The sequence below is a fragment of the Streptomyces sp. NPDC097617 genome, from assembly GCF_044761485.1.
GTDB lineage: Bacteria > Actinomycetota > Actinomycetes > Streptomycetales > Streptomycetaceae > Streptomyces.
The window spans coordinates 332,442-345,099 of record NZ_JBIWCL010000004.1; the positions used below are offsets into that span (position 1 = coordinate 332,442).

10 protein-coding genes are annotated in these 12,658 nt (G+C 73.8%); 4 read left to right on the forward strand and 6 right to left on the reverse strand.

Annotated elements, in window-relative coordinates:
• Positions 1-82: 82 nt before the first annotated feature.
• The 3 genes from ACIQZO_RS10365 to ACIQZO_RS10375 form a co-directional block, all read right to left on the reverse strand.
• Positions 83-1,090 (reverse strand): LacI family DNA-binding transcriptional regulator, encoded by a 1,008-nt coding sequence (locus ACIQZO_RS10365; protein WP_403623014.1) that lies wholly within the window; start codon positions 1,088-1,090, stop codon positions 83-85.
• 112 nt (positions 1,091-1,202) lie between these two features.
• The gene (locus ACIQZO_RS10370) at positions 1,203-2,738 is read right to left on the reverse strand and encodes a carboxylesterase/lipase family protein (protein ID WP_403623017.1); all 1,536 of its coding nucleotides are present in this window, start codon (positions 2,736-2,738) and stop codon (positions 1,203-1,205) included.
• A gap of 115 nt (positions 2,739-2,853) precedes the next feature.
• On the reverse strand, positions 2,854-3,594 hold the full coding sequence (locus ACIQZO_RS10375; RefSeq protein ID WP_403623020.1) for a phosphatase PAP2 family protein: 741 nt from the start codon (positions 3,592-3,594) through the stop codon (positions 2,854-2,856).
• A gap of 710 nt (positions 3,595-4,304) precedes the next feature.
• Between ACIQZO_RS10375 and ACIQZO_RS10380 the strand changes: the two genes are divergently transcribed.
• From ACIQZO_RS10380 to ACIQZO_RS10390, 3 genes are all read left to right on the forward strand, one after another.
• Positions 4,305-5,558, forward strand: a complete 1,254-nt coding sequence (locus ACIQZO_RS10380) for an MFS transporter (protein WP_403623023.1) — start codon at positions 4,305-4,307, stop codon at positions 5,556-5,558.
• Between the two features lie 109 nt (positions 5,559-5,667).
• On the forward strand, positions 5,668-6,597 hold the full coding sequence (surE, locus tag ACIQZO_RS10385) for a 5'/3'-nucleotidase SurE (RefSeq protein WP_403623027.1): 930 nt from the start codon (positions 5,668-5,670) through the stop codon (positions 6,595-6,597).
• 76 nt (positions 6,598-6,673) lie between these two features.
• A complete protein-coding gene (locus ACIQZO_RS10390) occupies positions 6,674-8,287 on the forward strand; it encodes a carboxylesterase/lipase family protein (RefSeq protein WP_403623030.1) in 1,614 nt (537 codons plus the stop codon).
• 91 nt (positions 8,288-8,378) lie between these two features.
• On the opposite strand, the gene ACIQZO_RS10395 is transcribed toward ACIQZO_RS10390, so the two are convergent.
• The 3 genes from ACIQZO_RS10395 to ACIQZO_RS10405 form a co-directional block, all read right to left on the reverse strand.
• The gene (locus ACIQZO_RS10395) at positions 8,379-9,245 is read right to left on the reverse strand and encodes a helix-turn-helix domain-containing protein (RefSeq protein WP_403623032.1); all 867 of its coding nucleotides are present in this window, start codon (positions 9,243-9,245) and stop codon (positions 8,379-8,381) included.
• A gap of 129 nt (positions 9,246-9,374) precedes the next feature.
• The gene (locus tag ACIQZO_RS10400; protein WP_403623035.1) at positions 9,375-10,814 is read right to left on the reverse strand and encodes an amidase; all 1,440 of its coding nucleotides are present in this window, start codon (positions 10,812-10,814) and stop codon (positions 9,375-9,377) included.
• Between the two features lie 156 nt (positions 10,815-10,970).
• The gene (locus ACIQZO_RS10405) at positions 10,971-12,056 is read right to left on the reverse strand and encodes a DUF2330 domain-containing protein (RefSeq protein ID WP_403623038.1); all 1,086 of its coding nucleotides are present in this window, start codon (positions 12,054-12,056) and stop codon (positions 10,971-10,973) included.
• Between the two features lie 86 nt (positions 12,057-12,142).
• On the opposite strand from ACIQZO_RS10405, the gene ACIQZO_RS10410 reads away from it, so the two are divergent.
• The gene (locus tag ACIQZO_RS10410; protein ID WP_403623041.1) at positions 12,143-12,652 is read left to right on the forward strand and encodes a hypothetical protein; all 510 of its coding nucleotides are present in this window, start codon (positions 12,143-12,145) and stop codon (positions 12,650-12,652) included.
• Positions 12,653-12,658: the final 6 nt, after the last annotated feature.

Below are 12,658 nucleotides of genomic sequence, written 5' to 3' on the forward strand. Positions count from 1 at the left end.
CAGGCCCGCCGGACGGGCCCGCGGCGTGACGGACAGGCGGTCGTGGGCCCTCAGGGCATCAGGAAGTCAGGACGTCAGGACGTCAGGACGTCAGACGGTGGACCAGAACGGGTTGCACGGCCGGCACCGGCGTCGCCGTTCCGGTCTCGACCAGCTCGTGCACGGCATCCGCGATCTGCGCGGCCGACGGCATCTCGAGCCGGACCGTGCTGAGCGCGGGCTGCTGGAGCGCGGACAGGACGAGGTCGTCGCAGCCGACGAGGGCGACCTCGTCCGGTACGACGATGCCCTCGGCCTGGAGCGCGTGCAGCAGCAGGGCGGCGTACTCGTCGTTGTAGGTGAAGGCCGCGTCCAGGTCGAGGCTGCGCCAGCGCCGGGCGAGGGCGCTCGCGGACTCCCGGGTGTAGGACAGTTCCACCGGGGTGACGGTGGCCATGTGCCGGGCCGCCACCGACTCGGCGCCCGCCAGGCGCGGCTCGGCGAGGGTGCCGAGGCCGCGCTCCTGGGGCATGACCACGCCGATCCTGGTCCGGCCGCGTGCGATGAGGTGTTCGGCCGCCGCGGCGCCGATCCGGGTGTGGTCGAAACCGATGGTGTGCACCCCCTCCACCGGGTGGGACGCGAAGGCCAGCAGGCCGCGCACCCCCGCGCGGCTCAGCACCTCGGCCGCCTGGGGGGTGAAGCGGTCGCCGTCCAGGGCGACGACGGCGGCGGGGCGCAGTTCGGCCCAGGCCCGGGCGGCGTCGAGGGAGTCGGCGAAGCGGCCCGTGTGCAGCACGGCCGTGTAGCCGTAACGGTCGAGCTCGCTGTGCAGGTCGTCGACCCAGTCGCTGACGAGTCGGCCGATCGCGGAGATCGACGAGGGCATCAGGACGAGGTTGCTGCGGCCGGCGCGCAGGGACCGGGCCGCGGCGTGCGGTACGTAGCCGAGCTGCTTGGCCGCGTCGAGCACCCGGGCGCGGGTGCTCGCGCTGACCCGGTGGCCCTGGGTGTCGTTGAGGACGAAGGAGACCGTGGCACGCGACACTCCGGCGAGGCGGGCCACGTCGGCGCTGGTGATCGATGCCGGGACGTGTGTGTCTTTGGCCATGACGTCCCTCGACGCTCCTTCTGCGCGGTTCCACTCGGGTGCTGATGCTTCTCCCTTACGAGGTTACACGAGTCAAATCAAGGGAGCGCGGGCATCGAGTGCGTCGAGGGTGTCACGCCGTGACGGGGTGGTGCAGGAGGCGGGAGGCTCCCGCGAGGTCGTCGAGAGCGCTCACGACCGAGTCGAAGCGCATCGTGGTGCGGGAGCGCGTGTCGTACGGCTGCCACTGCGGCAGGTCGGGGTGGTTGGGGTCGCCGGTGCGCACGAAGGCGATCCAGGCCCGGTGCATGGCGTACGCGAGGCCGTCGCGGACGGCGGGAGCGAGGCCCGTCAGGAAGGGCGCGTGCGACCACTGGTCGAAGTTGTCGAAGACGAAGGGCAGTTCGAGGCAGTGCGCGGCGCCGAGCCGACCCTCGTACGCGGGGGTGGGAAGGTCGAACTGGTAGGCCCATACGGGACTGCCCGCCGCGGCACGGGCCTCGGCCAGCCGCACCGCCGGCACCCGGAAGAGCTCGTCCGTGATGAGGTCCATGAGGACGTCGGCCGGACGGGCACCGGGCCGGGCCCGTTCGTACGCCGCGTACACCCCCTCGGCGGCTTCGCTCCCGAACGTCTCCGCGATCCGGTCGGTCACCTGCTCGCGGGTGGCGGCGGCGTACCCCTCGTCCAGGGCGAAGCCGAAGTTGGCCTCCTCCCGCGTCCAGCCGATCATGACGTCGATGCCGGCCGCCGCCTCGCCGAGCAGGGCCCGCGCGGGGTGGCAGGAGAGGGTGACACCGTCGATCACGGGCAGGAAGGGGGTCGGCCAGTACCCCCACCGCATGGTCTGCCCGAACAGCGCGCCGCCCGCCCCGATCAACTCGGGCCAGGGCAGCGTGCGCAGCTCCGCCAGGTCCTTGGCGCCGGCCAGCTCCAGATAGGCGGCGGTGCGCTCCAGGTACGCGGCCGGGACGGGCAGGTCCAGCCCGAAGGGCGGGCTCTGCAGGATCACCCGCCGGATCAGCCCCTCGGCCTGCGGGTGGCCGGCGAGGGCGGCGGTGGACACCGCGCCGCCGGACTGCCCCGCGACGGTGACGCGGTCCGGGTCGCCGCCGAAGGCGGCGATGTTCTCCCTCACCCAGTGCAGGGCGGCGAGCTGGTCGGTGAGCCAGAAGTTGCCGGCCCCCTCGCTCTCCTCGTCACCGGGGTAGAGGTAACCCAGCGGCCCGATGCGGTAGTTGATGCTCACCACAACGAGGTCGCCGTCGCGCGCGAAGGTCTCGCCCGAGTAGCCGGGCAGTGAGCCGGAGCCGGACACGAAGCCGCCGCCGTGGATCCAGATCAGCACCGGACGCCGGGCGTCGTCGGCGGCGGGCGTCCAGAGGTTGAGGGTCAGGCAGTCCTCGTCGAAGGGGGGCGACCCGTGCCCACCGAGCACCGGGTCGCCGCCTTCCACGTACATCTGCGGCGCACTCGGGCCGTCGGCGGTGGCGTCGCGCGTCCCGGTCCAGCCTGCGTGCGGTTGCGCGGGCCTCCAGCGCAGGTCACCGACCGGCGGGGCGGCGTAGGGCACGGCACGGAAGACGGCGACCCCGCCCTCGTTCGCGCCGCGCAGGCGACCTGCGGGCAGGTCCACCACCGTCCGGTCCCGGCCTGGGGAGTGAGGCATGAGCCGTTCCTTCCTCGCTGCCGCGCGCTGGATGCACGCCGCCGATCGAGAGTATGGCGTAAATTTGCCGAACGTCAACGATGCTCAATAATTCGAGCTCCCTAGTGCGCGGACCTCACAGCCACAGGCTGTTCGAAGCCATCCGCTCCGACTCCGCCTCCAGTAGCGGAGCGAACGCCCGCCACACGACGAGGCAGGTTCCGACGCCGACGAGGACAGCGGCGACGGTGTCGCTGAGCCACTGGGCGTGGAGCCAGGTACGGCTGCCCATCATGGCGAGGACGTACGAGGCCCCGAACACCCACCACCAGCGTCGCGCACGCGGCGGGAACACCACCACCGCAACGGAGACCACCAGCGTCACCGCGCTGAACACCTGGCCGGACGGGTACGAGCCGTCGCTGACCAGGACCCACGGGTGCGGCGGACGCGGCCGGTCGGCCAACTCCTTGAGGGGCAGCAGCACGACGAGGTTGGCGGCGACGGTGACCGTGAAGACGAACAGCCCCGAGCGCCAGCGCCCGTAGACGCACAGGCAGCCGATCACCAGCAGCGGGACGACCATGCCGAGCGGGCCGCCGAGCCGGTCGAGGACGGTGGTGAAGCCGCCGAGGCCGTCGCCGGCGGATCCCGCGGTGGCGGAGTCGTTCACCGAGGCCGCCCAGCGGTCGTCGAGCCCCTGGAAGAAGGGCCGCCGGTCCAGCCGGAGCAGCAGCCCGACCAGCAGCGCGAGGACCAGGAGGGAGATCCCGAGGCCGAGCGCGTAGCGCGGCGGGGCCGCCGGAAGGTGGTGCCGGGGCGGGCGGATCGGGACGGGCGGCCGGGACGGCGGCACATACGAGGGCGAGGGGAACATGGCGGGCCTTTCACGGTCGTCTCCCCAAGCGGTGGGGGCACGCGGAGAGCAGGCACGGGCGTGTGGAGCGCAGGAAAGCGCAGCGGAGCGGAAGGTACGGAGGGCGCGGGGAGTGCGGAGGGCGCGGAGGGCGCGGGGAGTGCGGAGGGCCCCGCGGGGGCGGGGGTCCGGAGGTTCCGGAAGCGGACGGCATCCGGCGGGGTGGAGCGGCCCGGAGGCAGCGGGGACGCGGCGAAAGGCGCACGGCACCCCGCGACGCCGGGGCGGGCGGGGCGGGCAGGGCCGGGCAGGGGCGGGCAGGGCCGGGCAGGGCCGGGCAGGGCCGGGCCGGGCGGGAAAGCCCGCCGGCAACAGGGTCGTCGCGGTGCGGCACGGAGTATTGCCCATGCGTCACGACCGCCACAAGACCAGGAGGGTCACTCGACACATCTGCCGTGCGCGATGGCCACCGAACCTCGGTTACACGTCATGGCAGATCGACTTCCTCGTCGGTCACGATCTGCACAACGACCCGCCGAGGGGCCTTCCGGAGCCCGGAAATGGGTGCTACACAGTGTCCACCGCACCTGGTGACACGTGTAACACCATCACGTTACGAACGACGTCCGCCACCGCACATTCCCGGCGACACCGCCGTCCGGCGCCCGCTCACGGGCCGCCCCTGCCTTCCCCGCACGCCACCTCCCCGCTCGGTCCCCCGAGGAGTCGTCATGGCCACGCCCGAAGTCGTCGAACCGTCCGTCCCCCCGACCGGGGAGCCCGCCCCCCGGCGTGGTCTCCTGCTCCTCCTGCTGGTCGCCAACTCCGCGATGATGGCGCTCTACATGGGCGTCGGCTCCGTCCTGCTGCCCACCCAGATCGCCGCGATCGCCCCCGACGACAAGGTCGCCGTACTCGGCCTCATCGGCGGCGTCAGCGCGGTCTTCGCCACCGCCTTCAACCCCATCGCCGGCGCCCTCTCCGACCGCAGCGGACGCCGCAACCCGTGGATCCTGGGCGGCGCCCTGTCCTCGCTCGTCCTCCTCGCCGTCCTCGGCAGCGTGAGCACCGCGCTGTTCGTCGGCATCGGCTGGTGCCTGATCCAGGCGACCATGAACGTCTTCCAGGCGGCGGTCACCGCGATCGTTCCCGACCGGATCCCCGCCGCCCGCCGCGGCACCGCGTCCGCGCTGGTCGGACTCGGCCTGCCGATCGGCGGAACGGTCGGCGTGCTCGTCGCCTCCCAGACCGCGGACCAGCTGCGCACCGGCTACCTCATCCTCGGCGCCATCGTCGCCGGGTCCGCCCTGCTGCTCAGCACGCTCTGCCGGGACGTCGCGCGCACCGAGCCCGTCGTGCCCGAGCCCGCCAGACCCCGCGGCGCCCAACTGGCCGCGTTCCTCTCGGCATTGGCCAACCACGATTTCCGGTGGGCCTTCATCGGCCGGGCCCTGATGGTCCTCGGCTACTTCTCCGTGGTCGGCTACCAGCTGTACATCCTCGACGACCACATCACCCTGCCCGACGGGCTCACCCCGCCCGCCGCGATGGCCGTGCTGACCCCCGTGTCGATGGTCGCGATGGCCCTCTCCACCGTGGTGGGCGGTCTGCTGTCCGACCGGTGGAACCGCCGCAAGGTGTTCGTCGGTGTCTCGGCCGCCCTCGCCGGGCTCGTCATGGCGGTCCCCGTGATCAGCCCGACCTGGACCGGCATGCTCGTCTTCAGCGCGCTCAACGGACTCGCCTTCGGCTGCTTCATGGCCGTCGACACCGCGCTCGTCACCCTGGTCCTGCCGCGGGCCGAGGACGCCGCCCGCGACATGGGCGTACTCAACATCGCGAACGCGGGGCCGCAGATCATCGCCCCCTTCGTCGCCTCGGCCGTCGTCACCGCCCTCGGCGGTTACACCCCGCTCTTCCTCGTCGGCGGGGCCCTCTCCCTGGTCGGCGCGCTCGCCATCCTCCCGATCCGCAGCGTGCGCTGACCCCCTCACCGGGCCCGTCCCCAGCTCCGGCGGGCGCACGCCGAGGGTCCTGCGCCCGCCGGTACCACCCCTGCTCACCCTCATCCCCCTCCCTCCCGAGGAGCACCCTGTGAGACGCAAGCGAGTTCTGCCGCTGGCCGCCCTGCTGCTGTGCACGCCGGCCCTGGCCGGCACGGCACCGGCCGTCGCCGCACCGCAGACCGCACCGCAGACCGCACCGCGGCCCGCGCCCGCCGGGCCGTTGCGGATCCTGCTCACCAACGACGACGGCTACAACGCTCCGGGCATCCGCAAGGCCTTCGAGCGGCTGACCGCCGCCGGACACGACGTCACGATCGTGGCCCCGCTCACCAACCAGAGCGGCACCGGCACGAAGATGATGAGCGCCCCTACGATCGCGGTGAAGCACCCCGAGCCGAAGGTCTGGGCCGTCGACGGTACCCCCGGCGACTCCGTCGCCTTCGGGCTGGCCGAGGTCTTCGCCGGGGACGCCCCGGACCTGGTCGTCTCCGGGACGAACTTCGGCCCGAACGTCGCCGGTCTCGCCACCCACTCCGGTACGGTCGGCGGCGCTGTCGCCGCGCTGGAGCACGGCGTGCCCGCCATCGCGCTGAGCACCGGCGGCGTCACCGCACCCGACCCGGTCACCACCGTCAACGCGATGGGGCCGACGCTCGACTTCGCGGTCAAGCTGATCGACCGGCTGCGGGCACGCGCCCGCTCCGGACCGCTGCTGCCCCAGGGCATCGGCCTCAACGTCAACCACCCGGTGGTCGGCGCGGACGGCAAGGGAACGGCCGCCGGGGTGGCCGCCACCTTCCAGGATCCGCAGACGCTGCTCGAGCCGGACTTCACCGACTCGGGCGACGGCACCTGGAAGGTGACCGTGAAGGTGGACCTGCGGCCCGCGGCCCGGGGCGGTGACGTCGAGGCAGTCACCGCCCACCGGATCGCCGTCAGCCCCATGAGCCCCGACTGGAACACCGGACCGGTCGACCACGCCGTGACCGCCGCACTGATCGCCGGGCTCCGCCCCTGACGATCCCCGGCCGGGGCGGAGCCCGCACCCGCTCCGCCCCGGCCGGCCCGAGCCCGACACCACTCCAGGAGGACGAATGAAGAGGCCCGGTTCCCGGCTGCCCTCGGCAAGGTCCCTGCTCGGTACCGCACTCGCCCTGGTGGCCCTGCTCGCCTCGGCACCACCCGCGGCGGCATCGCCGGCGTCGCCGTCCGGCGGATCGCCGCGCCCGGTGGTCACCGTCGCCCAGGGCGGCCTGCGCGGTCAGTCCCGCGACGGCGCACAGCAGTTCCTCGGTGTCCCCTACGCCGCTCCCCCGGTCGGGGACGCGCGGCTGCGGGCGCCGGCGCCCCCGCCCCGGTGGCCCGGGGTGCGGGAGGCCACCCGGCAGGCCCCCGCGTGCCTGCAGTTCTCGCCCTTCGGCCTGAGCGACCCGGCGGCCGTCAGCGAGGACTGCCTGTACCTGGACGTGTACCGGCCCCGCACCGCCCGCCCCGGAGCCCGGCTCCCGGTGATCGTCTGGATGCACGGAGGCGCGTACAGCCAGGGCACGGGCACCCAGTTCGGCGGCCGGACGATGGCCGATCTCACCCAGAGCGTGGTCGTCAGCATCAACTACCGGCTGGGACAGCTCGGTTATCTCGCGCTGCCCGAGCTCGGCCGGGAGAACGCGCTGCGCTCGGGGTCCTTCGGGCTGATGGACCAGCTCGCCGCTCTGCGCTGGACCCGGGAGAACATCGCCGCGTTCGGCGGGAATCCGGGCAGCGTCACGATCTCCGGGCAGTCGGCGGGCAGCGGTTCCGTCTGCGCGCTGCTGGCCGCCCCGCCGGCCGCAGGCCTGTTCCACCGGGCCGTGCTGCAGAGCGGTCCGTGCACCCTGCTGGGTACGCCGGACAGCGCGGACGCCGAGGGGCAGGCGCGGGCCTTCGCCTCGCGGGCGGGGTGCGCCGCGGACGCCGAGGTGGCCGCCTGTCTGCGCGCCGCGTCCGGACCGGCCCTGGTGGAGGCGGCCCGTACGCTGCCCACGCGGGGTCCGGCCTCCGGTGACGGACTGCTGCCCGTCGCTCCGGCGCGGGCCATCGGGAGCGGTGTGTGGAACAAGGTGCCGGTGCTGATCGGAAGCACCCGCTCCGAGGCCCGCTTCTTCGTCGCCCTCACCCAGCCGCAGCTGACCTCCGAGCAGTACGCCGCGCAGGTCCTGGCCGGTTACGGGGCCGCGGGACCGGAGGTGCTCGCGCGCTATCCGGTCGCGGCGTACGGGTCCGCGTATCTGGCGCTGTCGGCCGTGATGACGGACTCGACGTTCGCGTGCCACACGCAGTGGACCGCGCAGCTCTTCGCGTCCCAGGTGCCGACGTACGTCTACGAGTTCGACGACCCGCGGTCGCCGACGCTCGCGGGCGCGCAGGTGCCGGGTCTGGACGAGTCGAACGCGCACAGTGCGGAGCTGGCCTACCTGCACGACTTCACGATGGGCGAGCGTCCGCTGACCCCGGTCCAGGTGGCGCTGGGCAACAGGATGAAGCGCTACTGGGCGGCGTTCGCCCGCTTCGGCGCACCGGTGGCGGCGGGGCAGACGGCGTGGCCCCCGACCGGGGCCACGGCCGCCGGGGTGCTCACCCTCGACCCGTCGGCGACGCGGACGAGCACCTCCTTCGGGGCGGACCACCAGTGCGCCTTCTGGCGGACCCAGCCGCCCCGCCCGCTCTGAGGAAGGGGTCCGCCCCTGCCGATGCCCCGCGTTGGCGTGCTCGACGCAGGGCATCGGCGGGGCATCGGCACGGCATCGCCCGCGCCGTGGTTCAGCCGTCGGCCCGCTCCACCGGAATCCACAACTCCGCATCCGCGTGCGTACCGTCCTCGGACACCCGGGTGCGCGAGAGGGACGGACCGGGCCGGCTCCGGAACGGGTTCGACGGGAACCACTGCGTGTACACGTCCCGCCAGAGGTACTGGACCGCCAGCGGGAACGCGCCCGAGGACTCGAACACCGCCCACGTCCCCGGCCCGACGTCCAGGCTCTGCGAGGCCCCGGGTACCTCGGCATCGCTCACCACCCCGTGGAAGTAGTCCAGTTCGGTGCCCTCCGCGTCCTGCGCGGAGTGGTTGCCGACCGCGGCCACGACCCCCTCGGGTTCCCCGCCCGCGTACTCCTCCCAGCGCCCCAGCGTCTGCCTGCCGATGCTCTTGACGAACTCCACGATGGCCGGGTTCATCCCCTCGTAGACCAGCGGGACCCGTGTCCCCCTGCCCACGAGCCTGAACCCGTCCTTCTCCACGACCCGGTACCGCATGCCGGTGCTCCCTTCGACGATCAGCCGGAAGGACATCCGGGGCTGGGAGAGCAGCGCCGCACCCGTGCGCCGCGCCTCGCCGGGGCCGACCCCGTGCACGGCGCGGAAGGCACGCGCGAACGCCTCGCCCGAGCTGTAGCCGTACCGCACCGCGACATCGAGCAGCGTCCGTTTCCCGGCGAGCACTTCGGCCCCGGCGAGCGTCAGCCGCCGGCGGCGGATGTACTCGGAGAGCGGGATGCCCGCCAGCGCGGAGAACATCCGCCGGAAGTGGTACTCCGACGTCATGGCGATACGGGCGAGCTCGGCCGCGTCGATGGGCTCGTCGAGGTGCTCCTCGATGTGCTCCATGGCCTGATTCAGCCGCTCCAGCACTCCTGTCCGTCCTTCCCTTACTGATCTCCACGCTAGGGAAGTCCCACTGCCGCGGACCCGACATCCTGTGCCCGGTGCGGTCGGGTCGGACCGCCGCCCGGGTGTTCGCGCGGCCGGCGGCGGATCCCGTCAGGCGGCGGGCGGCCGGGGGCGCCGCTGCGCCCACGGCCGGACCTCTTCCAGTTGTGCGGCGACCCGAAGCACCGTCACCTCGTCCTCGCGACGGCCCACCAGTTGTACCGCGAGCGGCAGACCGTCCTGTCCGAGGCCCGCCGGGACGGAGGCAGCCGGGTGCCCTGTGACGTTCCACAGTGCGGTGTAGGCGACCATGGGGCGCGAGCGCGCCAGCGCCGTCAGCAGCCCGGCACCGTCCAGCGCGCCCACCGCGCGCGGACGCTCGGCGACGACCGGGGTCAGCAGCAGGTCCATGGTGGTGAACATGCGGTCGGCGCGCTCCGCCAGCCGCTCCCCCGCCCGGATCCCGCGCTCCACAGCGGATTCGGGGACCAGCCGGGCCAGCGCGAGGGTACGCCGGGTACGCCGTCCCAGCAGGTCGGGCCGCTCGACGGCGTCGGCCTCCGCCCGCACTCCGCCGCAGAACTGCGCGGCGAACGGGGCCGTCGCGTCCGGGTAGCGGGGGTCGACCTCCCGTACGTCGTGGCCCAGTGCGCGCAGGGCCCGTACGGTCTCCAGGAGAGCCCCGACGTGTTCCGGATGCGGGCGCACCCCGGGCACGGCGGGCTTGGCCGCATAGCCGATGCGCAGTCTGCCGGGCGGGGTCCGCAGGGCCTCCACCCAGCTGGTGGGCGCGGGGCGGGCGCTCCAGCGGTCGGTGGGGGTGGTGCCGGCGAGGACGTCGTAGAGCAGTGCGGCATCGCCCACACTGCGGGTCAGCGGCCCCACGGTGCCCAGCGCGTACCAGAGGTGCGGGTTCGGGGCGGTGGACACCCGCCCGCGCGCGGGCTTGAGGCCGAAGAGGCCGCAGCAGGCGGCGGGGATGCGGATGGACCCGCCGCCGTCGCCGCCGAGGGCCGCCCCGACCAGGCCGGCCGCGACGGCGGCGGCGCTGCCGCCGCTGGAGCCGCCGGGGGTGCGGGTGGTGTCCCAGGGGTTTCGGGTGTGCCCGTGGGCGGCGGATTCGGTGAAGGGCCACTGGCCGAACTCGGGCATCGTCGTCTTGCCGATGACGACGGCTCCGGCGGCGCGCAGGCGGCGTACCGCCTCGGAGTCGGCGGCGACGGGGGTCCGGTTGGCGGCGCCGCCGAAGGTGGTGACCTGACCCGCGACGTCCAGCTCGTCCTTGACGGCGATGGGGACGCCGTGCAGCGGACCGCTCGGCTCGGTCGCGTCCCGGGCATCGGCCTCGGTGAGGGCCTGCTCGGCGAGGACGACACGGAAGGCGCCGAGGACGGGACCGGTCCGGCCGATGCGGCGCAGCGCGGCCTCGACGAGGGCGCGCGAGGTGGTCTTGCCGGTGCGCACCAGTTCGGCCTGGCGGGCGACCCCCTGGAACATCGACTCCGCATCGTCCCGGTCCTGTTCCCGCCGTCGTACGCCGTCCTGTTCCATGGACACCACCCTTTCCCCTTACCTGCCGGTAACTCCGGTGCAAGGCTGGTGTCCCGGCGCTCGCGCGTCAACCCCGGAAGGGATGGCTGTCGGGGCGGGCACTGGCTCGACGTGAGTACCGGGCACCCGCCCGATCCGTACGCGGCCTCGTCCGGGTCAGGCCGCCGCCTCGGCGGGGCGCGGCCGGCGGCGGACGCGGAGCACCGCCGCGGCGGCCGCCGTCAGGGCCACCGCTGCGGCCCCCAGCGTCAGGAGCCAGACCGGGACGCCGCCCACCGTGAGCAGTTCGTCGCGGTAGACCGCCCGGCGGTACGGGGTGTCCTTGGAGGTGGCGCGCAGTTCGTGGTCGGCGTCGATGCGTCCCGGCACCGGGAACCGCTGGTCGATCGCGGTGAGGAACACCGGCCCGGGGCCCGCCAGTTCGGCGAGCGGGCCGTCCTCGGGGCGGATGGTCCCCGCGAAGGTCACCTCGGGTGCCGAGCCGCCGATCGGGGAGGCAGGCTCCATGCGGTGGTCGGCCAGCACGTACAGGCCGAGGGACTGGGGTGTCTTCGCCATCCGGGAGAGCCGCATGGGGTAGACGAGCCGGTCGCTGTCGAAGCGGATCCGCAGCGGGTCCAGGTTGCCGCGCAGCGGCTTGCCCTGCTCGCGGGGGGCGAGCCGTACCGCCACGTACTCCCAGCTCTGGTCGACGTACGGCTTGACCTCGGTGGCGAGGCGGTCGGGGAGCTTGAAGCCGTTGCCCTCCAGCCAGTTCCTCAGGGCGTCCGGGTCGGTGGCGGTGAGCCGCGCGACGTCGAAGTCGCCGAGCTGCTCGCGGCCGACGACGCCGACCGGCGGCGCCGCGCCGGCGGGCATCGGGGCTCCGGCGGTGTCCCCCGTGTGCGAGGAGAAGGGCCAGTCGCGCTCACGCGGCCAGAAGTAGCTGCGGGTCCTGCGTTCCGGGCGGGTCAGCCGACCCAGTTCGTCGAACATCGCGCCGTCGCCCAGCTCCACAGTGGCCCGGCCCGGGACCGGCATGATCCAGGCGGCCCGGTGGGCGTCCCCGCCGACGGAGAAGCGCATGACGATCTGCTCCGTACGGCCGTCCCAGCGCACGACGGAGGTCTCGCGCTCGACGCCGATCCGGGACTGGCCGTCGGGAACCATGGCCCCGCACCCGCACGCGTAGGCGGGGTTGACCAATGCGCCCAGCTGGGTCGCGAGGAGGGCGAACAGCAGCGCCGGAATTCTTCGTTTCATCCACACGGGGTCTCAGACGACGGCCCCCGGGATCCGGTTCCGACCCCCCTCGCCGTCCACTCCGACCTGGCCTCATACTGTGCCCCATGACGGGGAGCGAGAAGCGGCAGCAGGCTCTGCTGCGCCGGTCGGCGGGACTGCAGAGCCCGCTGGTTCCGGATTCGGTGGTGGCGGAGATCGCGCGGCACGACTGGGAGGCCATGGAGTGCGGCTGCGGCCGGTCCGCCGGCCATCTGGTGGACGCCGTGCGGGACGCCGCCGAGGGGCATCCCGCCGCGTTCCACGCGCTGGAGGGACACGTCTTCTTCGCGGAGCACCTGAAGCCGCCGGCGCCGGCGGTGTGCGCCGTGCTGATGGCCGTGTGGTCCGCGCAGCCGCCCCGGCGGGCGACGCGCGAGGCCCTGCTGTGGACCCTGCTCGCCCTGCTGTGCACGGTGGACGACGGCGGCACCCATGAGGCCGGGCTGCACGGGCAGTGCGCCGCCTTCGTCCGTACGGGTGTGGACGGCTTCCGCCGGGAGGCCGCCGCCGCCCCCGGGTCCGGGACGGCCGCCTACGCCGAGGGCATCCTGGACATCCTCGGCCTGCCGGCCTGAGTCCGC

Bases quoted from the DNA above. Each gene is read 5' to 3' on its own strand.
- ACIQZO_RS10365 (WP_403623014.1), bottom strand. From the start codon at position 1,090: ATGGCCAAAGACACACACGTCCCGGCATCGATCACCAGCGCCGACGTG.
- ACIQZO_RS10370 (WP_403623017.1), bottom strand. From the start codon at position 2,738: ATGCCTCACTCCCCAGGCCGGGACCGGACGGTGGTGGACCTGCCCGCA.
- ACIQZO_RS10375 (WP_403623020.1), bottom strand. From the start codon at position 3,594: ATGTTCCCCTCGCCCTCGTATGTGCCGCCGTCCCGGCCGCCCGTCCCG.
- ACIQZO_RS10380 (WP_403623023.1), top strand. From the start codon at position 4,305: ATGGCCACGCCCGAAGTCGTCGAACCGTCCGTCCCCCCGACCGGGGAG.
- ACIQZO_RS10390 (WP_403623030.1), top strand. From the start codon at position 6,674: ATGAAGAGGCCCGGTTCCCGGCTGCCCTCGGCAAGGTCCCTGCTCGGT.
- ACIQZO_RS10400 (WP_403623035.1), bottom strand. From the start codon at position 10,814: ATGGAACAGGACGGCGTACGACGGCGGGAACAGGACCGGGACGATGCG.
- ACIQZO_RS10405 (WP_403623038.1), bottom strand. From the start codon at position 12,056: ATGAAACGAAGAATTCCGGCGCTGCTGTTCGCCCTCCTCGCGACCCAG.
- ACIQZO_RS10410 (WP_403623041.1), top strand. From the start codon at position 12,143: ATGACGGGGAGCGAGAAGCGGCAGCAGGCTCTGCTGCGCCGGTCGGCG.